This window comes from Mycoavidus sp. B2-EB (assembly GCF_014218255.1).
Classification (GTDB): domain Bacteria; phylum Pseudomonadota; class Gammaproteobacteria; order Burkholderiales; family Burkholderiaceae; genus Mycoavidus.
Map to the genome: position 1 here is coordinate 1,139,333 of NZ_AP021872.1, position 23,647 is coordinate 1,162,979.

The 23,647-nt window shown below is 49.3% G+C and carries 15 protein-coding genes and 1 tRNA gene; 5 read left to right on the plus strand and 11 right to left on the minus strand.

What is annotated here, in order from left to right; all coding sequences use genetic code 11:
• Positions 1 to 150: 150 nt before the first annotated feature.
• Positions 151 to 615, minus strand: a complete 465-nt coding sequence (locus tag MPB2EB_RS05055) for a rhodanese-like domain-containing protein (RefSeq protein ID WP_185181279.1) — start codon at positions 613 to 615, stop codon at positions 151 to 153.
• 587 nt (positions 616 to 1,202) lie between these two features.
• Here MPB2EB_RS05055 and glnA point away from each other — a divergent pair.
• Positions 1,203 to 2,618 (plus strand): type I glutamate--ammonia ligase, encoded by a 1,416-nt coding sequence (glnA, locus tag MPB2EB_RS05060; protein WP_185181280.1) that lies wholly within the window; start codon positions 1,203 to 1,205, stop codon positions 2,616 to 2,618.
• Between the two features lie 204 nt (positions 2,619 to 2,822).
• Entirely contained in the window at positions 2,823 to 3,977 is a 1,155-nt protein-coding gene (locus tag MPB2EB_RS05065; protein WP_185181281.1) for a TDT family transporter, read from the plus strand.
• 908 nt (positions 3,978 to 4,885) lie between these two features.
• Here MPB2EB_RS05065 and MPB2EB_RS05070 read toward each other — a convergent pair.
• From MPB2EB_RS05070 to purL, 4 genes are read right to left on the minus strand one after another with little or no spacing between them, the layout of a single operon-like run.
• Complete coding sequence (locus MPB2EB_RS05070; RefSeq protein WP_185181282.1) at positions 4,886 to 5,200, minus strand: BolA family transcriptional regulator; 315 nt, start codon at positions 5,198 to 5,200, stop codon at positions 4,886 to 4,888.
• Positions 5,201 to 5,203: 3 nt separating this feature from the next.
• Positions 5,204 to 5,734, minus strand: coding sequence for a septation protein A (locus MPB2EB_RS05075; protein ID WP_185181283.1), 531 nt, complete (start codon positions 5,732 to 5,734; stop codon positions 5,204 to 5,206).
• Positions 5,735 to 5,782: 48 nt separating this feature from the next.
• On the minus strand, positions 5,783 to 6,190 hold the full coding sequence (gene msrB, locus MPB2EB_RS05080) for a peptide-methionine (R)-S-oxide reductase MsrB (protein WP_185181284.1): 408 nt from the start codon (positions 6,188 to 6,190) through the stop codon (positions 5,783 to 5,785).
• A gap of 35 nt (positions 6,191 to 6,225) precedes the next feature.
• Positions 6,226 to 10,284, minus strand: a complete 4,059-nt coding sequence (purL, locus tag MPB2EB_RS05085) for a phosphoribosylformylglycinamidine synthase (protein WP_185181285.1) — start codon at positions 10,282 to 10,284, stop codon at positions 6,226 to 6,228.
• Between the two features lie 238 nt (positions 10,285 to 10,522).
• On the opposite strand from purL, the gene pgi reads away from it, so the two are divergent.
• Both pgi and MPB2EB_RS05095 read left to right on the plus strand, forming a co-directional pair.
• The gene (gene pgi / locus MPB2EB_RS05090) at positions 10,523 to 12,142 is read left to right on the plus strand and encodes a glucose-6-phosphate isomerase (protein ID WP_185181286.1); all 1,620 of its coding nucleotides are present in this window, start codon (positions 10,523 to 10,525) and stop codon (positions 12,140 to 12,142) included.
• Between the two features lie 9 nt (positions 12,143 to 12,151).
• A complete protein-coding gene (locus MPB2EB_RS05095) occupies positions 12,152 to 13,471 on the plus strand; it encodes an FAD-dependent oxidoreductase (protein ID WP_185181287.1) in 1,320 nt (439 codons plus the stop codon).
• A 72-nt stretch (positions 13,472 to 13,543) separates the two neighbouring features.
• Here MPB2EB_RS05095 and MPB2EB_RS05100 read toward each other — a convergent pair whose 3' ends face one another.
• From MPB2EB_RS05100 to tig, 6 genes are all read right to left on the minus strand, one after another.
• Positions 13,544 to 15,460 (minus strand): SurA N-terminal domain-containing protein, encoded by a 1,917-nt coding sequence (locus MPB2EB_RS05100; protein ID WP_185181288.1) that lies wholly within the window; start codon positions 15,458 to 15,460, stop codon positions 13,544 to 13,546.
• 98 nt (positions 15,461 to 15,558) lie between these two features.
• A tRNA-Val gene (locus MPB2EB_RS05105) sits at positions 15,559 to 15,634 on the minus strand.
• Positions 15,635 to 15,765: 131 nt separating this feature from the next.
• A complete protein-coding gene (gene lon, locus MPB2EB_RS05110) occupies positions 15,766 to 18,207 on the minus strand; it encodes an endopeptidase La (RefSeq protein WP_185181289.1) in 2,442 nt (813 codons plus the stop codon).
• A 61-nt stretch (positions 18,208 to 18,268) separates the two neighbouring features.
• A complete protein-coding gene (gene clpX / locus MPB2EB_RS05115) occupies positions 18,269 to 19,549 on the minus strand; it encodes an ATP-dependent Clp protease ATP-binding subunit ClpX (protein WP_185181290.1) in 1,281 nt (426 codons plus the stop codon).
• 103 nt (positions 19,550 to 19,652) lie between these two features.
• Positions 19,653 to 20,306 carry an ATP-dependent Clp endopeptidase proteolytic subunit ClpP gene (clpP, locus tag MPB2EB_RS05120; RefSeq protein ID WP_185181291.1) on the minus strand — a complete coding sequence of 218 codons (654 nt, stop codon included), beginning with the start codon at positions 20,304 to 20,306 and terminating at the stop codon, positions 19,653 to 19,655.
• 95 nt (positions 20,307 to 20,401) lie between these two features.
• On the minus strand, positions 20,402 to 21,793 hold the full coding sequence (gene tig / locus MPB2EB_RS05125; RefSeq protein WP_185181292.1) for a trigger factor: 1,392 nt from the start codon (positions 21,791 to 21,793) through the stop codon (positions 20,402 to 20,404).
• A 290-nt stretch (positions 21,794 to 22,083) separates the two neighbouring features.
• On the opposite strand from tig, the gene MPB2EB_RS05130 reads away from it, so the two are divergent.
• Positions 22,084 to 23,550: a metallophosphoesterase gene (locus MPB2EB_RS05130; RefSeq protein ID WP_185181293.1), complete on the plus strand. Its 1,467-nt coding sequence runs from the start codon at positions 22,084 to 22,086 to the stop codon at positions 23,548 to 23,550.
• Positions 23,551 to 23,647: the final 97 nt, after the last annotated feature.

Here is a 23,647-nt window from a genome sequence, read left to right on the forward strand (position 1 = left end):
ACAGACCGCACTTAGCTGAATTGATTTTTTAATAGCTGAACTCGCATCGCGAGCGCGCTTGCCAAGCACCGTGAAGGGACTGACATTGCAGGACTTAAATCAGGCCATAGAATATATAGCCGGCTCAGATCTGGCTAAGCCGGCCCCACACTAAACACCCAACCACGGCAACCCTTGCCAGCGCCAACCATTGATTGTATTACGATGGCCGTGACTATCCCTATCGCCTTCAAAGCCTTCGAGTATATCGAAAGCACGTGTAAACCCAGCTTGGGTAGCGGCTGCGGCAGCAAATTTTGAACGGCCGGCGCTACGGCAGATCAAAAACAATGGAGTCTCAAAACTCGATATTTCACTTAATTGATTAATAAAAGACATATTGGGCGCACCCGTTGGGTAGCTTATCCATTCGATATGACTGTATTGGCTAGCATTCACAGCTGGCCGCCCTACCCAATCAAGCTCAGCGCGGGTACGCACATCAATCAGGCGAGCAACGCCATCCATTTTCAATATTTCAAATGCTTCAGTAGGCGTGAGTGCGCCAGCATAAGGTAACCCGTGTTCCAAGCCGCGCGTTTGGGCCTGTATATAAAGCTGCTCAAGCATACTCATTTAGAATAGATATCGACAAAAACTAAAACGTTATTTTATAGCAACGTCTGAGAAATAATTAAACATTTTTCCACCCAGGGCAATCGAGCTATGTCAACTATTTAATAAAAGCAAATGTTCGCGAATTCGTCTAAGCTCAATCAGGCCATACGCATCACCACTATGCTCGACGGCCTTCTCTCAAACCATTTTCCTTACACTTATTTAGTGATAAATGCAACGCTTTTATAGCGCAATTGTCCAGTTTATCAACCCAAGGATTATTGCTTTTTCTACGGTACGGTTTATAATGATGTCCTTCATTGATTTAAATTCAATCGGGTCTAAATGGCTCTTCCTGGATCAAAGCAAGTTCAGATTTTGTACGCCTTGCTCACTAAAATTCATGGGCATGTTGCTATGCGTTACTCTGTCAGATGCGTTAAACCCGTCCAGATTACTTTCTTATGGTGAAAATCTTTTAACCCAGCCATACGTTTAGCTTACCTAAATCCTTACCTTTCCCGCGCTAAAGCCTCTACTCTATATACGGGGACGCCGGCGAAAGAAGTCAATGTTCAACTTGGGCAATTTAGCAGGAGTAGTTTATGAGTAAAACCGTAGCCGATGTAATGCAACTTGTGAGTGAAGAAAACATCAAGTTTATCGATTTTCGTTTTACCGATACGCGTGGCAAAGAACAGCATGTATCGGTACCGGCATCGGCGTTTGAAGCAGATAAGTTCGAAAGCGGTCATGCTTTCGATGGCTCTTCAATTGCGGGTTGGAAAGGAATCGAATCCTCTGATATGTTGTTAATTCCCGATCCAGGTACGGCTTATATTGACCCTTTCTATGAAGAACCCACTCTGGTTTTGACTTGTGATGTGGTTGAGCCCTCGGATGGTAAAGGCTATGAACGCGATCCGCGCTCCTTAGCCAAACGCGCGCAAGCGTATCTTAAAAGTACCGGTTTAGGCGATACGGCTTATTTTGGACCAGAACCCGAATTCTTTATTTTCGATTCCGTGCAATGGGGCGTTGATATGTCAGGCTCCTTTGTCAAAGTAAATTCGGAAGAAGCACCGTGGTCTTCAAGCAAAGAATATGAGCATGGCAACACCGGCCACCGCCCAAATGTAAAAGGCGGCTATTTCCCAGTGGCGCCGGTCGATACGTTTCAAGATATGCGCTCTGAAATGTGCTTATTGCTTGAGCAGCTTGGGGTGCCAGTTGAGGTGCATCACCACGAAGTCGCGGGTGAAGGACAAAATGAAATCGGCACAAAATTCTCTACTTTGGTGCAACGGGCAGATTGGACTCAGATCCTAAAATATGTGGTGCACAATGTTGCGCACACGTATGGCAAAACCGCCACCTTTATGCCTAAACCCATCGTCGGCGACAATGGTTCCGGCATGCACGTTCATCAATCGATCTGGAAAGATGGCCAAAACCTCTTTGCCGGCCATGGTTATGCGGGGCTATCCGAATTTGCACTGTATTACATTGGTGGCATTATCAAACATGCACGGGCGCTCAATGCCATCACAAACCCAACCACCAATTCGTACAAACGCTTGGTGCCCGGTTTTGAAGCACCAGTCAAACTCGCTTATTCAGCGCGTAATCGTTCTGCTTCGATTCGCATTCCGCATGTCTCAAGCCCGAAAGGCCGCCGGATTGAGACGCGCTTTCCAGACCCAATGGCTAATCCGTATTTGGCATTTTCTGCGCTCTTAATGGCCGGGTTGGATGGCGTGCAAAACCGACTTCATCCAGGCGAAGCAGCAGACAAAAATCTGTATGATTTGCCACCCGAAGAAGATAAAAAAATCCCAACCGTTTGTGCAAATTTAGATGAAGCACTGCAACACCTCGATCAAGATCGTGAATTCTTAACTCGCGGCGGCGTCTTTACCGATGGCATGATCGATGCCTACATTGAATTAAAGATGGCGGAGCTGACGCGTTTTAGAATGACAACGCATCCGGTTGAGTTCGATATGTATTACTCACTATAAGCAGTAGGTCATGCTTAAAAAAATGGGCAGCACAGGCTGCCCATTTTTGCTACAGCACCAAAACTAAAAGCGGCCCTTAAGGGTTTAAAACACTTTTCTTTTACTGCTTACACGTATTACACCAAATCAAATAAAAAATATTGATAGATAGATCAATATTATCGATACTATACTTATCTTCTACCGTGTAATAAGGCATTGATCATGATTCCGCGCCCCCTAAATCGCTTGTCACATCCACGTGAGCTTGTTCGGCAATTTACGCCTAATTGGTTTACCGCCACAATGGGTACAGGGATTGTTGCATTGGCGCTGGCGCGCTTCCCTTTTCCAATCACTGGAATCAAAGCAACGGGAGAGGTGCTTTGGTTGATCAATATAGGTTTATTTATAGTGTGTAGCCTATTGTATGCGGCACGCTGGATATTTTTCTTTGATGGAGCCCAACGAATTTTTCAGCATAGCGCGATGGGGATGTTTTTTGGTGCGATCCCGATGGGTCTCGCGACCATCCTCAACGGTTTTTTGATTTTTGGCACTGAACGATGGGGACACCTTGCAGTCGAGATCGCCACCCTTCTTTGGTGGCTAGATGCAGCGCTGGCCCTGCTCTGTGCCTGGCTGATGCCTTTTCTGATGTTTACCCGCCAAAACCATACGTTGCAAAATATGACAGCCATTTGGCTGCTCCCGATTGTGGCAGCAGAAGTGACCGCTGCATCGGGTGGTTTGCTACTAGGCTATTTGCCAGCGAATCCAGCCTCTAGCTCTATTTTGTTTTTCAGCTATGTGCTTTGGGGGACTTCCGTTTTGCCTGCTTTGGGGATCTTGGCCATTTTATTTCTCCGCATGGTGCTCCATAAATTGCCCGGCCGCGATATGGCTGTCTCAAGCTGGCTTTCAATTGGTCCGATTGGCACAGGTGCGCTCGGCCTGCTGCAGCTGGGCGAACAAGCACCCCGTATTCTCGTTGCGCCCGATCTTATCGGTGTCGGACAACTCGCCCAAAGTACGGGCATCATTGGCGCTTGTATCTTATGGGGCTATGGTTTATGGTGGTTAGTGATCGCGATTTTGACAACCTTGCATTATATGCGACAAGGCTTACCTTTTAATATGGGATGGTGGGCGTTTACGTTTCCAATCGGGGTCTATGCGTTAGCAACATTGACATTGGCGCGGATCACGGGGGTCGAGTTGTTTGCCATACTGGGGACTATTTTCGTCTGTATGTTACTTGGCTTTTGGCTGATTGTTACAGGACGCACCCTGATGGGCATTTATCACGGCACGCTATTTGTCGCACCCTGCCTTGAAGAGACGAAATTACCCTTGTCTGTTCCATCAAAGCGCTCGTGACCTATAAGCAAAGTTTATTTTAATCTCTTCTTTTACTTGTAGGCATTTTGAAATTTCTCAAAAGCGTTTTATCAATCGAAGCACGCTTATATTCCCCAAGAAGGAAGTAAAACTAGTCAACCGTAGCCCTTATCCAAGAACCCAAGTTTGAGATTTTTAGTGATTCTCTATCATTCACGCATTCAGTATTTATATAGCTATACTCTGATTTTTAATTAGATCGCTTACAAAAATATCTATGTTGCTAATCAGCGACGTGGTTACTGTACGATCAAATCTGAACTAATACAATTTTTGTCCGTCTTGGCGTAGCACGCCACTGAGTAGTGGCGTATTCGATTCAGCGCAGGTCAAGCCAGATACCCACAAAGACGCTACAAAACATCTGCGCACCTGGGGATCGGTCGCGTTGTTTTTGATTGGGGCTTGAGGGCATAAATCCCCCGTAACCCTTTACTTTACAAGGATTCTTTATTTATTTTAAGGGGGAATTGATGACTACTGTTTGAGATTCTTGGTGGGCCCCCCGGGAGTCGAACCCGGCACCAACGGATTATGCGTACCCACTACGGCTTTCGCCGCCTTTTTCAAGTTTGGGGTCTGGACTGTCTCTTGTCTTTACGACCTGCCCGTACAGTCTCTACACGTTCCCGTTAAAGAATGATCTTTAACGGGCTTCGCTCGGGATCACCACGGTCATAGACCAGAGGCTTCCCCGACTTTGAGCAGTTCTACTAAGGAGCAACACTGATTAAGTGCTACTCCAAAGCAACCCATCTGGCGGTCTGCCATTGCGTTATCAAATGATGAACGCTTTAGGCTGGCCGCCCGTTAAGTCCGCTGCTCTAACCATGCATGAGCTAGAGGCCCTTCTTCTAACTTTCAATACAGAGAAGGTCGCTATTCTACTATGAAATAGCCCGCGATTTGTTATCCGATAATGTATCAAATTCTTCTGGTGTGTAATCGGCAATCACCAGCGCATGAATTGCGCCTTGCATCGCATCAGCCAGTGCATCATAAATTAGGCGATGACGCGCTATCCGTGTTTTGCCAGCAAAGCGCTGCGCGACCACTGTCACGCTAAAATGCCCGCCTGACTTAGCGCCTGCATGACCAATATGCTGTGCACCGTCATCATCTACTCTTAAGTAGTTCGGTTCAAGCGCGTCACGCAACCGCGTTTCAATCAAAGCCAGCGGATTATCAGACCAAACAGACATACATTACTCACTTTTTAAATATCGGGTTAACCAAATGCTTTGGAGAATGATAAAAATAAACATCAAAGCGGTGCCACCGAAAAGCTTGAAGTTAACCCAAGTATCGGTTGAGAACTGATACGCAATCGCCAAATTTAAGCAGCCTAAGACCACAAAAAAGCCAGCCCAAGCCGAATTCAATGCGCTCCAAGCGCGCTGCGGCATGACGATTTTTTTACCCAGCATCGCTTGCATTAAATTTTTATCAAAAGCGCATCGCGAAATGATCAGAGTTAACGCAAATACCCAGTACAGGACGGTGGGTTTCCATTTGATAAACATTTCATCACGCAACAAAAGCGTCGAGCCGCCGAGCACCACAATCACCCCTAAGCTTACCCATAAAGCAGGCTCCACCTTACGATGGCGGAAGGCAACCCAGGCGATTTGCGCCAGTGTTGCAACAATTGTTACAGCAGTTGCAACAAAGATACCCCACACTTTGAAAGCCACAAAAAAAAGGGCCACAGGAAAAAGATCGAATAAGAATTTCATTGATATGTCTACAGAGTCAATTAATTGCCGTAAGGTTTAAATTTTAAGCTATTCAGGTTTAGGATCGAATTGTAACGCAGCTGAGTTAATACAGTAGCGTAGCCCAGTTTGCGTTGGACCATCGGTAAATACATGCCCGAGGTGGGCTGCGCACTTCTGACAACGGACTTCAACCCGTGTCATTTGATGAGAGTGGTCGATCTTCTCTTCAATGTTCTCACTGGCCACCGGCCGATCAAAACTTGGCCAGCCACACGTCGCATCAAATTTGGCCACAGACTCAAAAAGTGGCGTGCCACAACCCACACATTGATACACACCCGCTTGCCAATGATCCCAGTAAGCACCGCTGAAAGCTGGCTCAGTGGCCGCTTGCCGCGTCACTTTATAGGCTATATCAGAGAGCTGTTGGCGCCATTCTTGGGCAGATTTTTTGTACGTATCTTTGGGGTCCATAGCGCTCCTCTCACCTTAAGTTGCGTAAGCTCGCTTTACCCAAGCCAGCGCCGCGCGTTACGGAAAATCCTAAGCCATGGACTATCTTCCTCCCAATGGTCAGGATGCCAGCTCATTTGCACAGTACGAAACACGCGTTCTGGATGCGGCATTAATACGGTAAACCGGCCATCAGGTGTTGTCACGCCAGTCAGGCCGGCAGGCGAGCCATTTGGATTAAACGGATAGCGCTCGGTTGGCGCACCTTCGTGATCAATATAACGCAGTGCAGTTAAATGCTGGTTGACCTCATCCAGGCGACCTTGCTGGGAGAAATCAGCATACCCTTCACCATGCGCCACTGCAACCGGCAGGCGTGCCCCCGCCATGCCTTCAAAAAATAAAGAGGGCGAGGACGGCACCTCAACCAGCGCTAGCCGCGCTTCAAATTGCTCCGATTTATTGCGTGTAAATTTAGGCCAGGCTTGTGCGCCAGGAATCATCTCGGCCAAAGCACTCATCATTTGACAGCCATTGCATACACCCAGCGCAAAGGTATCGCCGCGCGTAAAAAACTCAGCAAACATGGCCGCCAGTGCGGTATTGAATTGGATCGTTTTGGCCCAGCCTTCGCCCGCCCCCAAAACATCGCCGTAAGAAAACCCCCCACATGCAACCAACCCAGCGAACTCAGCCAGCGTAGCCCGACCCGCTAGCAAATCGCTCATATGAACATCATACGCGGCAAAGCCAGCGCGGTCAAAAGCGTAGGCCATTTCGAGATGCGAATTCACGCCCTGCTCACGCAAAACCGCGATGCGCGGCCGCACACCGGTTGCAATAAACGGCGCAGCAATATCCTCCGCAGGATTAAAAGGCAGCTGCACCGATAAACCCGGATCATCGGTCGCCAGCAAGGTGTCGTACTCACTATCTGCGCACAGCGGATTATCCCGCAAACGCGCGATGCGCCAGCTTGGCTCGCTCCATGCGCGTTGCAACTCGGCCCGTGGAGCACTAAAGACTTTCTTGGTATCGCGCCAAATCTCAATGGTGTCTTCTGCATTGGGTTTGCCAATCACATGACTACATGCAGCCAATTCTTGTTCGCGTAAAAGAGCAAAAACAGCATCTCGATCTTGAGCGCGCACTTGTATCACCGCACCGAGCTCTTCCGTAAAGAGCGCTCGCAAAGTTTGCTCTTCGCGCCGACCGGCGATTTGCTGCGCCCAATTTTTGGCATCGCCATAATCGGATTCATGGCCAGCCTCTAGCATCAGCATATCGATATTCAGCGATACACCCATATGGCCCGCAAATGCCATTTCGCAGACCGTGGTAAAGAAGCCACCATCCGAGCGGTCGTGATAGGCTAATAATTTGCGTTGCGCATTCAGTCGTTGGATTGCCGTAAAAAAACGCTGCAAATCTTGCGGATCATCCAGGTCTGGCGTTGTATCACCGATTTGTTGCGTAATCTGCGCTAAGATACTGCCCCCCAGCCGGTGACGCGCCCGCCCCAAATCAATCGCGATCAATATCGTCTCACCTTTTTCTTCAGCGCACCGCAATTGAGGGGTCAGGTGATTGCGTATATCTGTTACCGGTGCAAACGCAGAAATAATCAGCGAAACCGGGGCTGTCACTTCTTTATGAACCCCGTTGTCTTGCCATTGGGTGCGCATCGATAATGAATCTTTGCCTACCGGAATGCTCATACCCAGCGCTGGACATAGCTCAAGACCAATCGCACGCACCGTATCGTAGAGCGCTGCATCTTCACCCGGGCTGCCACAGGCAGCCATCCAGTTAGCCGAGAGCTTAACCTCAGTCAAGGCTGCAACCGGTGCGGCAGCAAGGTTAGTAATCGCTTCGCCTAGCGCAATCCGGCCAGAGGCTGGCGCATTGATGACCGCGAGCGGCGCACGCTCTGCCATCGTCATCGCTTCGCCCCGGTAGCCGGCGTAGTCTAGTGCTGTAATCGCGCAGTCGGCAACCGGTACTTGCCATGGACCCACCATTTGATCGCGCACAGATAAACCGCCCACCGTGCGGTCACCAATTGTAATTAAAAACGATTTACTCGCTACGCTCGGGTGCTTAAGCACAGCCAAAGCAATCTCCGCTAGCGCTAGTCCAGTTAATTCGAGCGGCGCTAAGAGCGGTTGCGTGCGACTGACTTGGCGCTGCATCTGCGGCGCTTTGCCAAATAAGATATCCATTGGCAAATCTACTGGCGACGCCAATGCCGGCTCTTGCCGCTTGCCGTCGGTCAGTTGCAAATGCTGCTCATCAGTGGCTACGCCAACCACGGCAAACGGGCAGCGTTCGCGTATGCACATGGCTTCAAAGACTTGAAGCGCAGTGGGAGAAATCGCCAGAACATAACGCTCTTGGGCCTCATTACTCCATATTTCACGAGGCGATAGGCCACTTTCCTCTAGCGGCACTGCGTTGAGTTCAAAACGCGCGCCTTTTTTTGCCCCTTCCACTAACTCAGGCAAGGCATTGGATAATCCTCCAGCGCCCACATCATGAATACTCAGAATCGGATTATCTGCGCCCAGCTGCCAGCAAGCATTAATCACTTCTTGCGCCCGACGTTGCATCTCAGGGTTACCACGCTGGACAGAATCGAAATCAAGCTCAGCAGTGTTAGCGCCAGTTGCCATTGAACTCGCCGCCCCGCCCCCCATGCCAATCCGCATTCCGGGCCCGCCAATTTGCACCAGCAACGTCTTTGCAGGAAAATCAATTTTATGCGTGAGCTCATCGGCAATATTACCGATTCCGCCCGCAATCATAATCGGCTTATGGTAGCCGCGCATGCGTTGCGCAACATTTTGCTCATACACACGGAAATAGCCGCCCAAGTTAGGTCGGCCAAATTCATTATTGAAGGCAGCCGCACCAAGCGGGCCGTCAATCATAATTTGTAATGGCGAAGCAATTTGGGAGGGCCGACCATAGGGCATAGGCATGTCGGTAGCATGCCCTGTACTCAGCGGTTGCGCTACATCGCGGGTGTTTTCCCAAGCTGCAACAGCGCCGGGCAAATGGAGATTCGATACGGAAAAACCCGCTAGCCCAGCTTTAGGCCGAGCTCCACGGCCGGTTGCGCCTTCATCCCGAATCTCGCCGCCCGCACCGGTTGCCGCGCCCTGAAAAGGTGAAATTGCCGTTGGATGATTGTGCGTTTCAACCTTCATCAAGGTATGCAGCACCCCTTCACTGCGTTGATAGCACTGCGACTCGCCTTGCGCAAACCAACGTTGTGCCTGCGCGCCTGCCATCACCGCCGCATTATCTGAATACGCAACAATCGTGCCTTGCGGATGTAAGGCATGCGTATTTTTGATCATCTCAAATAGAGAATAATCCTGCGGCTCACCCTCAATCGTCCAGCGCGCATTAAAAATTTTATGCCGGCAATGCTCACTATTCGCCTGCGCGAACATCATTAATTCAACGTCGGTGGGATTGCGGCCCAGTTGCCCAAAAGCAGCCACCAGATAATCAATTTCATCCGCCGTCAGGGCCAGGCCAAGCGCTAGATTAGCCTCTTCAAGGGCTTGCCGGCCCTGGCCAAGATCAATGCTCTGTAAGGGGTGTGCGGGTAACTCATCGAACAAATGTTGTGCTTCAGCCCGGCTTGTCACCACGCTCTCGGTCATCCGATCATGCAAAACATCCGCAATCGCTGCGCGCGTTTTCTCGGATAATGCCCGATTGCCGCCAAACCATAGGTTACCTGCTTTAAGCACCATCTCATATTCGATGCCACGCTCAATACGGTGTACCGTTTGTAAGCCGCAATGACGTGCAATTTCAGTGGCTTTGCTAGCCCAGGGCGAGATTGTGCCAAAACGTGGAATGACTAAAAAATTTTGACTCTCTTGAGCGTCTTTGGGCATCACAGGTACGCCATAATGCAACAGCGCTTCAACGCGCGCTGCATCCTGGGTCGTAAGTGGAGCAGTACTGTGCACCAAATGGAGATAGCGCGCCCGCAAATCGCAGATATTAGAATCTATCGCTTGCAGCTTTTGCAGTTGCTGCGCACAACGAAAACTAGACAGCGCCAAAGAACCAGGGAAATATGAGAGGTGAGCCATGTAAGAGATGTGTAGAGCGGCGTGCGATGCACCACAAGGCAGACAAACCCTAATTATACCTTCAATCTGTCGTGTGGCCGAGAGCCTGATCACAAAAACGGTAGCGCATCCGCATAAATAGTCGAGCGCGCACACTTTTAAATAGGCCAAATATCTTAACCATACTAGGTGCTAGAGGTGACAAGATAGATGAGTGCGCTAAAATCACTCTTCTTCTTAACTGGCGTTTCGCCCTATCATGCCGCTCAAATCACTTGCTGCTTGGACAGCACTTAAAGCCCATTACCCCACTATTTGCAACCAGCAAATGCGCTCTTGGTTTGCTGCGGAAAATGACCTTGCGCCAACGCGCGCGCAGCGTTTTACGCTGCAAAGCAGTGGCATCACGCTTGATTTTTCAAAAAATCGCATCACCGATGAGACGCTCAAGCTGCTCGTGCAACTGGCTTATGAAGCGGGCGTGCCAGCAGCGCGTGACGCTATGTTTGTCGGCGAGATGGTGAATCCGACAGAAGCCCGTGCAGCGCTACACACGGCCCTCCGCGCGACCGATCCGCATGCGCCTTATGCCGCTCAGATTAAGCAAGAATGGGACAAAATGGCGGCTTTTGCGCATCAAGTGCGTCATCAACAATGGCTTGGCCATACGGGCAAACCGATTCAACATATTGTTAATATCGGCATCGGTGGCTCGGATCTCGGGCCCAAAATGGTTTGCCACGCTCTGCATCCATTGGGAAATCCTAAGTTATCGATGCACTTTGTCTCGAACGTGGATGGCGCAGATTTACAACGTGTGCTGGCCCAAATCGATCCTGCGACAACCCTTGCCATCATTGTCTCAAAGACATTTACCACGCTTGAAACGATGACGAATGCGCACTCATTGCGCAGTTGGCTGCTGCGCAATGGTGTGCCCGAAGCTAAGCTTAGGCAGCATTGGGTAGGAGTTTCTGCCGACCCGGCTAAGGCGATGCAATTTGGCATCGCCCCCGAGCATATTTTTAAAATTTGGGACTGGGTAGGAGGCCGTTACTCACTCTGGTCAGCCGTGGGCTTGTCAGCCCTGCTCTACATTGGGCCGATGCATTTTGCTGAGCTACTGGCTGGCGCCGCGCAGATGGATCAGCATTTTCGCGAAGCGCCGCTAACCCGTAATTTGCCGACTATTTTGGCTTTACTCGGTATTTGGTATCGAAATTTTTTTGGCGCGCCAAGCTATTCAATTGCACCTTATGCCGAGGCTTTACGTTATTTTCCGGCTTATTTACAACAGTTGGAGATGGAAAGTAATGGCAAATCCGTGTGTTTAGACGGCTCTCTTGCCGACTATGAAACCGCCCCAATCTTATGGGGCGAAACCGGAACTAACGGACAACATGCATTTTTCCAGATGTTGCATCAAGGTTCTACGATGGTGCCGGTTGATTTCATTATCTCGCTCACGCCTGAGCATAAGCTTGCCAACCACCACCCTCGACTCCTGGCGAATTGCTTCGCGCAAAGCCAAGCGTTAATGCTTGGTCGCACGCCGCAGGCTGCCCAGCAACTGATTAGGCCTGAGCAACAAGCGTTGCTCCCTCATTTAACGTTTGCGGGTAATCGACCCAGTAACACGCTTATGCTTGATGCCCTCACGCCACATACATTGGGGGCGTTAATTGCCCTGTATGAACATAAAACACTGGTACAAGCCACGATTTGGAAGATTAACCCTTTCGACCAATGGGGAGTCGAACTTGGCAAACAACTGAGTGCCGTGATTGAAAATGATTTAGTCACGCAAAAGGTGAATCAGGCACACGATTCATCAACGCGCGCATTAATCGCCCACGCACTGCGCATAGCGCATCTATAATGACGGCTTATGGATATTATTGTTATTGGCGCTGGCATCGCTGGCATCACCACGGCTTACAGCCTGCATACCGCCGGTCACCGTGTTTGCGTCATTGAACGACAAACAACGGTTGCCCAAAAAGCCAGTTTTGGCCACGGCGGCGTCATCTTACCCACACCATTTGATACTTGGTTCGGTCCAGAGCTTTCGTTTAGCTCATGGCCCGCTTGGTTGGGTGGAGAATCTACGCGAGTGCGCTTTAGCAAAAATCTGCGGAATTGCAGTTGGACCCGCCGCTTTTTCAAGCAACCTAGCAGCGAGCAGTGTCTAGCGCGCTATGCTCGCCTCAAACCTCTGATCGATCTATCTTCTCTTACGCTGGCAGAAATTGAAACCCGCCATGCATTTGAGTTTGAGCAAAGAACCGGTATTTTGCATTTATTTCGGCATGCTTCCGAGCTTAAGAGAATCGCACCCGCGCTCTTATTTTTGAAACAGCACGAACATCCGTACCAATTGCTTAATGCCGAAGAATGCTACCAAGCAGAGCCTTCGATACCGCTGCAGCCGCCACTTGCAGGCGGCATCTTGTTACCCGATGATCGCAGTGCGAATTGCCCGCTTTTTGCAAAACAGCTGAAGCAAGTACTTGAAGAAGCGGGGGTACGTTTTTTACTTGGCCGCAAAGTTGCACGCATTGATCCTGCGCTAGCGCGAGTTGAGCTCGAGCCACCGCATCACCATTCTGCTAGCGCTTTAAGCAGCTTGCCCAACCAGACGTTTGAAAGCATGACAGCCGATGCGATTGTGCTTACAGCGGGCACTGGCAGCTTGCCATTGCTGGCCCAGGCTGGGGTACGCTTACCGTTGCAACTGATGCAGCTGCATACCATCATTGCTCCAATTGCTTATGAAGAGCGTGCGCCTCATCTCACGCTGATTGATACGGTACAGCATATTACGATGGCACGTTTCAATAATCGGCTGCGCGTGGCTGGCGGCATTGTAGGCCCTCGCCTTAAGCAAGCTCAATTCAACCTAAATCACACACTGCGCCAACAAACCCTGAATAAAGTAGCGCACGCTGTGCACAATTGGCTGCCCGGGATCACTAAACTGTCCACCGGCAGTTATTGGGATGGCCAGAAGCTTTTATCGCCCGATGGCTTGCCAATTGTAGGAGCCACGGCTCATCCACGGCTTTGGGTTAATCTCGCCCATGGGCCAGTAGGCTGGGCGCTGACTTGCGGGGCCGCGAAGGCATTAGCGGATCAACTCACGGGCCAGGCTTGTGAGCTCGATGCGGATACGTTGATGGCGCTCTCGCCTACACGTTTTGAGCGCTAGATAACAAAAGACAAGGGGCCTAGCTTTAGCGGCCAGGCCCCAATATGAGGAAGGTGCTGCTTTCTGTTGGTTTTATTCGCCAGCAGCCGCTTTTTCTGTTTCGTAAATTTTGACTTTTGAGCGCGCACGTAGCGATGCAAGATACGCGTTTAACTCAAGCTGCCCGGTCAACTGCGCCAATTGCTGCTGCAAAGCGGTAAGCCGTTGCGGCTCAATCGCGGGGGGTGCGCTGAGCGACTCGACACGATAAATCGCATAAATTCCCCCCCCTAGTATCGCGCTCACGTATTGCGGCAGTTGTTGCGTATCCGCTTTGAAGATGGCGCTCACGGCCGCAGGCGTTAACCCTTTCGCGCCAGCTAGCGAGAGCTGAATCACGGGCGAAAAACCCTCAACCGACTTAGAGTGCCGCAAATGAGTCAGCTTTTCTTCGCCCGCCTTACGCGCCAATTCAGCCGCTTGTAGCAACGTTACTTTCTGCCGCACGCCCTGCTTAACCGCTTCAAACGGTAGCACTGACGCTGGCTTGTGCGCTGTGACATGCGCCGCAATCAACGTATTGTCGCCCACATCAATGGCCGCTGTATTATGTTTGCCTTTAAGTGTTTCACTATCAAATACCGCCGCCAGAAATTGGGGGTTAGCCAACGCAGGAACCGCCGCCGGCGCTGGCATCGCTTGCCGCGCCACGGTCGCTGTTTGCAGCACTAAATTAAATTTCTCAGCCGCTGGCGCCAGACTGTTAGTCTGTTCATAGACTAAGTTAGAAAACTGATCCGCCGCAGCAGCAAAGCGCTGCGCAGCTTGCTGCTTTTTCAAGTCACTGAGCAGGCTCTCTTTGACTTCACTCAAGGGCCGGGTCTGTGCGGGTTTAATCTCCGTCACTTTAATAATATGGTAGCCAAAATCCGACTGCACCAAGCCGCTCATTTCATTTTGCTTGAGCTTAAACGCCGCCTCTTCGAATGGCTTGACCATCATGCCCACACTAAAATAACCCAGATCGCCACCTCTGGCTGCAGAGCCAGGGTCCTGAGATTCCTTCCGCGCAATTTCGGCGAATTGTCCGGGTTGCTTGCGTAGTTGGGCCAGCAACGCTTCCGCTTTTGCTTTCGCCTTAGGAGCCGCTTTAGCGTCGTCTTTAGGTATCGCAATCAGGATATGGCTAGCGCGCACTTGCTTAGCCGTTTGATAAGCTGCGAGGTTATCTTGATAGGCTTTTTTCAGCTCGTCTTCGCTTGGCGCGATGCTAGCGGAAAGTATCTCAGCGCTTAAAACTACGTAACTTATCGTAGCGGTTTCCGGCGTTTCGAATTCTTGCTGATGCGCATCATAATATTGCTTTAATTGCTCCTCAGTCAGTTTCACTTCCGCACTATAATCCAGTGGATGAAAAGCCAATTCGCGCACTTTGCGCTGCTGCATCGATAACTGAGCTAACTGCTCCGCCGAACTCTTGGGCGCTAGAGCACTCGCTTCAATACTATCGCTAATCTGAGCGATCGCTAAACTGCGGCGCACGCGAGCGTCAAATTGCTCAGGTGTCATGCCCTGTTTGGCCAGAAGTTCACGATATTGTTCGGTATCGATTGACCCATCTGATTTACGCAATGCTCCAAGCGCTGGAATGTCTAAAATGGTTTGACGCACAGCTTCATCAGAGGCGCTTAAGCGCCGACGCTTTGCTTCATCAGCCAAGATCCGTTGCTGAATCAAGCTATCTAGCAGAATCCGGCGCAGCACAGGCGTATCCACTGCCGCTGTATCAACGGCCCCACCAAACATTTCGCGCATCCGCTCAAGCTGCTCTTTCAGGAGCGCATCGTATTCTTGCCGCGTTATCTTGGAGCCGCCTACTTCGGCTACATTAGCGCTATTATCAAAAAACCCGCGAAAACCTTGCACGCCGACCAAGCCAAGGCCCGGCACGATAAGCAAAGCCAAGAAGACCAGCATGAGACGTTTGTGATTGCGAATGAAGTCGAACATAGAAGTGAAAGATCAGAGAAGCGAGAGCCGAAGATGGGATCATTTTGCCCAGCAAGAACTTCGGGGCGAGTCATTCTAAAATACTTCTGTGATGGGATTGGTGGGTGCTGAGAGGCTCGAACTCCCGACCTAAGCCTTGTAAGGGCTCCGCTCTACCAACTGAGCTAAGCACCCAATTCCATCGGAGACTATAGCAAGATTGCAGCAAAACTCTACTTAATCTGCAACCTTGCAAAGACGATTAGTTTACCGCATTCTGTTTAAGCTGACCAGCCCTAAAAGACCGGAAAACCAAAAATTTCTGATTAATGCTTGACGACTCCTTGGGTTACTGTCGCAGGCAATGGTACTTCCTTGACCGCTTCATTTTTCAGCTCTTCTTCCGGCCGCGCAGTCGGTAAACGCTCAAGCGCTAGCTCGAGTACTTTATCGAACCAGCGTACTGGCACAATTTCAATGTGGCTCTTCACATTGTCTGGGATCTCGGCCAAATCTTTTACATTTTCTTCTGGAATCAGGACCAGTTTAATGCCGCCACGATGCGCCGCCAACAGTTTTTCTTTGAGTCCGCCAATCGGCAAGACTTCTCCGCGCAGTGTAATTTCACCGGTCATCGCCACATTCGCGCGCACTGCAATACCCGTGAGTGCGGAAACCAGCGCTGTCGCCATTGCGATGCCAGCCGATGGCCCATCTTTCGGTGTGGCGCCTTCAGGCACATGGATATGAATATCCTTTTTTTCAAAAGTTTCATCCGTTATGCCTAAGCGTCGCGAGCGCGAACGCACGACAGAACGCGCAGCTTCAACCGACTCCTTCATCACGTCGCCGAGGGAACCCGTGCGCAACACGTTGCCTTTACCAGGCATCACGGCAGCCTCAATGGTGAGTAAATCGCCCCCCACCTCGGTCCAAGCTAGGCCGGTTACTTGACCCACTTGGTTTTCTTTTGCCGCCAAGCCAAAGTCATATTTACGCACGCCCAGGAAAACGCTGAGGTTAGCGCTGTCAACGATGATTGTGCTGGTGGTTTTTTTCAGCTCTTTTTGTAACAGCAAGGTCTTGACGACCTTACGACAAATTTTTGAGATTTCGCGCTCAAGCGAACGCACGCCTGCCTCGCGAGTATAGTAGCGGATGATGTCGCGAATCCCTTCTTCCGCCAGCTCAAGCTCCCCCTCTTGCAGGCCATTATTGCGTTTTTGCTTAGGCATCAGATAACGTTGCGCAATATTGACCTTCTCGTCTTCCGTATAACCTGAGAGCCGAATAACTTCCATCCGATCAAGCAATGGCGGCGAAATATTCAGTGAATTCGAAGTTGCCACAAACATCACATCGGATAGATCAAAATCAACTTCAACGTAATGATCTGCGAAGGTATGATTTTGTTCAGGATCTAGCACTTCCAGCAGCGCCGATGAAGGGTCACCCCGAAAATCCATCCCCAACTTGTCAACTTCGTCTAACAAGAATAATGGGTTACGCACCCCGGCCTTGGTTAAGCTTTGTAAAATTTTACCTGGCATCGAGCCAATATACGTGCGTCGGTGGCCGCGAATTTCTGCCTCATCACGCACGCCACCTAAAGCCATGCGGACAAATTGGCGGTTTGTCGCGCGCGCAATCGATTGGCCAAGCGAGGTCTTGCCAACTCCAGGCGGCCCAACCAAGCATAGAATAGGCGCTTTGACTTTATCAACCCGTTGTTGCACTGCAAGATACTCAAGGATCCGCTCTTTGACTTTCTCCAGACCATAGTGGTCTTCATCTAGGACTTTTTCTGCATGAGGCAAATGATTATTGACCTTGCTTTTTTTGCGCCACGGCAAGTTAATCAGCGTATCAATATAATTGCGCACCACAGTTGCTTCCGCCGACATAGGTGACATCAGCTTTAATTTTTTCAGTTCAGCTTGGGCTTTCTTTTTAGCTTCTTTAGGCATGCGCGCAGAGGTAATGCGCTTGTCAATTTCTTCAAGATCAGCCCCCTCTTCCCCTTCGCCTAATTCTTTTTGAATCGCTTTAACTTGTTCATTCAGATAATATTCGCGCTGACTTTTTTCCATTTGGCGCTTTACGCGGCCGCGAATCCGCTTTTCTACCTGCAAAATATCAATTTCTGCTTCTAGCTGCGCCAGCAAATGCTCAAACCGCTCAAGCACTGAAAAGGTTTCGAGTGCCCGTTGTTTTTGTTCAAGTTTAAGCGGTAGATGAGCTGCAATTGTATCCACTAAGCGGCCAGCTTCATCAATGTCAGCCAGTGACGTTAGAATTTCCGGCGGCAACTTCTTGTTCAGCTTCAGATACTGCTCAAACTGCGAAATGAGCGCGCGGCGCAGCGCTTCAGTCTGCGCGCTTTCAGCATGCTCTGGCGCAAGGGGTTGCGTCGTGCAAAAAAACTGCGCATCTTGCTCTTCAACTGACAGGATTGACAGAACCTTCGCGCGCTGCAGCCCTTCAACCAGCACTTTAACTGTGCCATCAGGAAGCTTAAGCATTTGCAGGATATGCGCCACGCAACCAATCTCATACATATCATGCGCCGCCGGTTCATCTTTGCCAGCCGTTTTTTGCGCCACAAGCATAATCCGCTTGCCGTTTTCCATTGCAGCATCGAGTGCTTTAATGGATTTGGGACGCCCAACAAATAATGGAATCACCATGTGCGGAAAAACCACCACATCGCGCAATGGAAGCAACGGTAACATGATGGGCTCTGATGGAAGGAGTTGAATTCCTGGCATTTTATTTTCCTATAGGTAAAATCGATTGAGCCACTTTTACAAATAGAGAGTCATGGCCATCTTAGCCGGCGCTCTGATTAGCAACTAAGGATTGCGATTCCTCATAAATGAGCAAGGGCTTACCTTCGCCTTCAATCGTATTTTCATCAATAATGACTTTGCTCACACCTTTTAGCATCGGTAATTCATACATTGTATCTAGCAGGGCCTGCTCTAAAATTGAGCGCAGGCCGCGCGCGCCAGTTTTACGGCGAATGGCTTTGCGGGCAATCGCTTGCAATGCGGCAGGCCGGATTTCAAGTACGACATTCTCCATCGCAAAAAGTTTATGGTATTGCTTAATCACTGCATTTTTCGGTTCAACCAGAATCTTGACCAACGCTGTCTCATCCAGTTTGCTGAGCGTCGCCACGACCGGCAGACGGCCAATCAATTCGGGAATCAAGCCGAACTTGATCAAATCTTCCGGTTCAACCTCAAGCAAAACTTCGCCCGCATCGCGCTCTTGACTGCTTTTGAGCGTAGCGCCAAAACCAATCCCTGTTTTTTCAGTACGGTCGATAATCACCTTTTCAAGGCCATCGAAAGCGCCACCGCAAACAAACAAGATATTGGTTGTATCGACTTGAATAAAATCTTGATTGGGATGCTTACGTCCACCTTGTGGCGGAACGGATGCCATGGTTCCTTCAATCAGTTTTAACAAAGCCTGCTGCACGCCTTCACCCGATACATCGCGGGTAATCGATGGATTAGCTGATTTACGACTAATCTTGTCGATCTCGTCGATATAAACGATGCCTTTTTGAGCTTTTTCAACTTCGTAGTTACAGTTTTGCAATAACTTCTGGATAATATTTTCAACATCCTCACCAACGTAACCCGCTTCTGTTAGCGTCGTTGCATCAGCCATCACAAACGGAACATTAAGTAAACGCGCAAGCGTTTGCGCCAGCAAGGTTTTGCCTGATCCGGTTGGGCCCACCAACAAAATATTGCTCTTAGCTAGCTCAACTTCGTCTTTTTTATCAATATGCTTGAGTCTTTTGTAGTGATTGTAAACCGCAACGGCGAGAATTTTTTTTGCGCGCTCTTGCCCAATCACATATTGATCAAGGATTTCACTGATTTCTTTAGGACTTGGCAAAGCTGATTTAGCCAAGTTGGCCTCGCTGGTTGTCCCAGCAAGCTCTTCACGGATAATGTCATTGCATAAATCAATGCACTCATCACAAATAAACACAGATGGACCAGCAATCAATTTTTTGACTTCATGCTGGTTTTTGCCACAAAACGAGCAATAAAGCACTCTATCGTTGCTAGAAGTTTTGTTGTCCGCCATCGACGAATCCCTCCGGACAGTGAAATAAGTGCAGGCTATTTTCGCCAGCACTCTAATTATCTACACAACCTACGATTGAACCCAATATGGGGTTAAATAGGTATTAAATACGTTTATACAAGACCTGGTCAATCAAACCGTAGACTTTGGCATCGTCAGCCGACATAAAATTGTCACGATCTGTATCACGCGCAATCCGTTCAACCGCTTGCCCAGTATGAGAACTCAGCAATTGGTTAAGCCGTTCTTTTAGATAAAGAATTTCACGTGCCTGAATTTCAATATCCGAGGCTTGACCGCGTGCACCGCCTAACGGCTGATGAATCATGACACGGGCATTCGGCAGCGCGAAACGCTTACCCTTCGCGCCAGCTGCCAACAAAAAAGCGCCCATGCTAGCCGCTAGCCCCAAACATAAGGTGGAAACTTCAGGCTTGATAAATTGTAAGGTATCGTAGATCGCCATGCCTGCCGAGACCGAACCACCTGGGCTATTAATATATAGGCTAATATCTTTGTCCGGATTCTCGCTTTCAAGAAATAGCAACTGTGCAACCACCAGATTAGCGGTCTGATCATTGACTTCGCCAACCAGAAAAACCACACGCTCTTTAAGCAAACGCGAGTAAATATCATAAGCGCGTTCGCCGCGACCACTGGTTTCAACAACCATCGGCACAAGGCCCAATGCTTGCGGATCAAACCCACTCGAAGTTAGGGTAAACCGCTGCTCAGCTAAATCACCGTAAGACCTCATACGCCATCCTTATTCACTTTTTAAATAACCACAGCGCATCCGCTAGAAGGTTAACTCTATCCACACGCTGTAGTTATAACTTATTTGGACCTATTTTACTGCGCTGTTGCTGCTTGCGCCAATTCCTCAAAGCTCACCTCCTTATCCGTGACCTTGGCCTGATTCAGCACAAAGTCAACGATATTGCCTTCCGTAAGGTCATTTTCTATTTCAGCTAAACGCGTACGATCAGCATAATACCAGCGCACAGCTTCTTGCGGGTCAGCATAACCTTGAGCCCGCTCTTCAACCTCAACTCGAAGCTGCTCCGGCTTTACCCGCAAACTATGCGCTTGAACTAACTCATTGAGCAATAGGCCCAACTTTACGCGACGCTCAGCCTGAGCTTGAAATATTTCAGCCGGAATCGATGGCCGTTTCGCCTTGGCTAGGCCGCGCCGCTCCAAATTTGCGTGCATTATTTCGAGCAACTGCTGTTGAGCTTCCGCCACCAATACTTTTGGCGCATCCAGCTCGGTCGCAGCAATAATTGCATCCATGACTTGCTGCTTCAGTAGTGATTGCGTGCGCTTTTTCGCTTCGCGCTCAAGATTCTCCTGAATCGCCTCGCGCAATTTCGCCACGTCTCCGCTTTCAATGCCCATTGCTTGCACAAATGCTGCATTGATTTCTGGGTAATGCGGCCACTCAACTTTTTTGAGGGTTAATGTAATATGAGCTGTTTTGCCAGCCATTTTGCTATCTTGATAGTCCTCTGGAATGCTTAAATCAAATTCTCGGGTGCTTCCTGGCTCAAGGCCCAGCACTGCATTTTCAAACTGCTCTAGAATCAGCTGCTGATGATTTTTGGGCTCGCTCTGGTCTGCTTTTTTCTCATTCAGCACCAGTTCAACATTTTCTGCAGAACCGCCATTAAACGGCTCGCCATCTAGCACCCCATTCCAATCCACGTGCACTCGATCTCCGGCTTGCGCAGCTAGCCCACCGCCGCCATCGCCGTGGGCGTCAGCCTCGCCCCGTACATGATAGTGGACTCGCTGCTTACGCAGCATATCAAGCGTGGCATCAATCTGCTCCGCACCAATCTTAGTTGTCGTGCGAGTAATTTGCACATTAGATAAATCACCCATTTTCACTTCAGGAAAGACCTCAAAGGTTGCATCTACCGTATAAGTAGTGGCATCCGCCAAATCATTCCTGATTTCTAAGTTTGGCAACCCAGCAATTCTAAAATTTTGCGCTTGGCTAATGGCTGACAATTCCTGGCTTGCTTTGGTGTAAAGCACTTCCTCCTGAACTCGCTCTTGGTGCTGTTGCGCGACAATTTTGAGTGGCGCTTTACCCGGTCTAAACCCAGGGTGTTTGAAATTTTTCGCGAGCTTACTAATACGTTGATTGATTTCTTGCTGCACGTCTTCTTTCTGGATAGGGAGACGAGCGCTGCGCTCAAGTTTGCCAAGGTTTTCTATATTGATGTTTGAGGTCATGGAATCAAATTGTCCTAATTAAAAACACTCAGCCAAGTGCGTGAGTATGAGTATGCTCAAGGTTCTGCTAATCATGCTTCTTCCACTACCCTGCTGACGCAGCTATACAAATCTAAGTCTGCCTCTAGGGTGCTAGAAGTTTTGCACTAAAAATAACGGAATAAGTAACCTAATATGGAAAGTACGACTGAACGTCGTCATTCTATCAAATATTCCCCCCTACCTAAAACTCTTCATTCATAGCAACGGGACCTTCGCCCAGGAATTTCACTCAAGGAAGTGGTTTTATCATGCCCCCTCACATTGGTTATCCATTGATCTCGCTCGTTTTAATTAGATTTTTACTTATCGTCGCACTATCCGCTTGCGGCAACGGCAGTAGCGGCCAGGATTCGAATTATCCCAACTCTGTCAGCGTTTCACCCGCTGACTTGCATTCAGCCTTCGTCGTATTAGGTCCAAATGGCCAACGCATCGTCCGGGCAATCGCTAAGGGGGATACATGCCCCAAGATTAAGATTAATGAAGTAGAGCACAATATGGTCGTGCGGCAGGCAAGAAGCGATCGAGCCACCACCCCGGACCAGCCTAATTTGGATAATTTACCGCTTACCTGCGAAAAGCCGCTCACACCAGAGGCAAAAACCCTATCGATTCGCGGCAAAGAATTAAGATTAGGCAAAGAATTTCCCCAGACTATTGTCATTATTGGGGATACGGGCTGCCGAGTCCCTAAAGGGCAATCATGCGATGGTGAAATTCCATTTAAAAAGATTGCCCAAACTGCAGCGCGAACCCCTAATTTAGACTTAGTCATTCATCTTGGCGATTATCATTACCGACAAGCAAAAGCGGGAGAGCATGCGGATTTCGACACTTGGAATCAAGATTTTTTTGAACCCGCAGATGCCTTATTAAAGGCCGCGCCTTGGATCATGGTGCGCGGCAACCGAGAGAGCTGCCAACTTGCTGGACAGGGGTGGTGGCGATTTTTAGATCCGCGGCCGTGGCAAACAGAACAGCCCGAGCAGGATTGCCTCCAGCCGTTTGAAGCAGGCCACTATGCAGGCGACTATAGCTCTCCTTACGCTATCCCGCTCGGAGTTCATGAACAATTTATTGTTTTTGATTCAGCCCAGTCACGTTTTAAAAATTTTCAACCCGGTGAATATTCTTATTTCCAATACCAGCAACAGTATACGGAGATGGAAGAACTCGCGCAAAAAGCCAGGCGCAACATTTTACTTATGCATACCCCCCTATTAGCGCTAGCAGGCGACATCGGAAAACCTTATATAGGAACGTCAATCAGATCCGTTTTTTTAGACAAAAATAAAAAACTTTTTCCAGCAGGAATCAAGCTTGTCTTAGCGAGTGACTTTCATATCTGGCAGCATATTAAATTCTCGGCGCACCCCTCGCATTTTATTATTGGATTTTCCGGCGCACAGTTGGATGATTCAGACTTACTCAAATCCCTATTGAACTACCCAGATCAAACAGAACGGATACCCTATTTACAAAGCCTAAATATTAACTTTTTCCCCTATTCTCCGATTCCCCCAACCCCCAACGTAGAGATCCAAGCCATCGACATTTTGCATCAGCAATATGGCTATATGGTCATAAAGCGCGTCGGCCCTACAAACGCTGACAACACGGCTTGGAGTTGGGACGCTGAAGTATACAATCCGTCAGGTCAGTTATTGAAAAACTGCACAATTCGAGACACAAAATCCGCATGTAGTTCCGCCTAAGCTGCAGGGGCTTGCGTAGCCTGACAATCCAGTGCGTGAGTCCATTTATCCCATTCAAGTCTGGAATCTTTTTCGGGGTCATGCTTTAGGCTAGCTG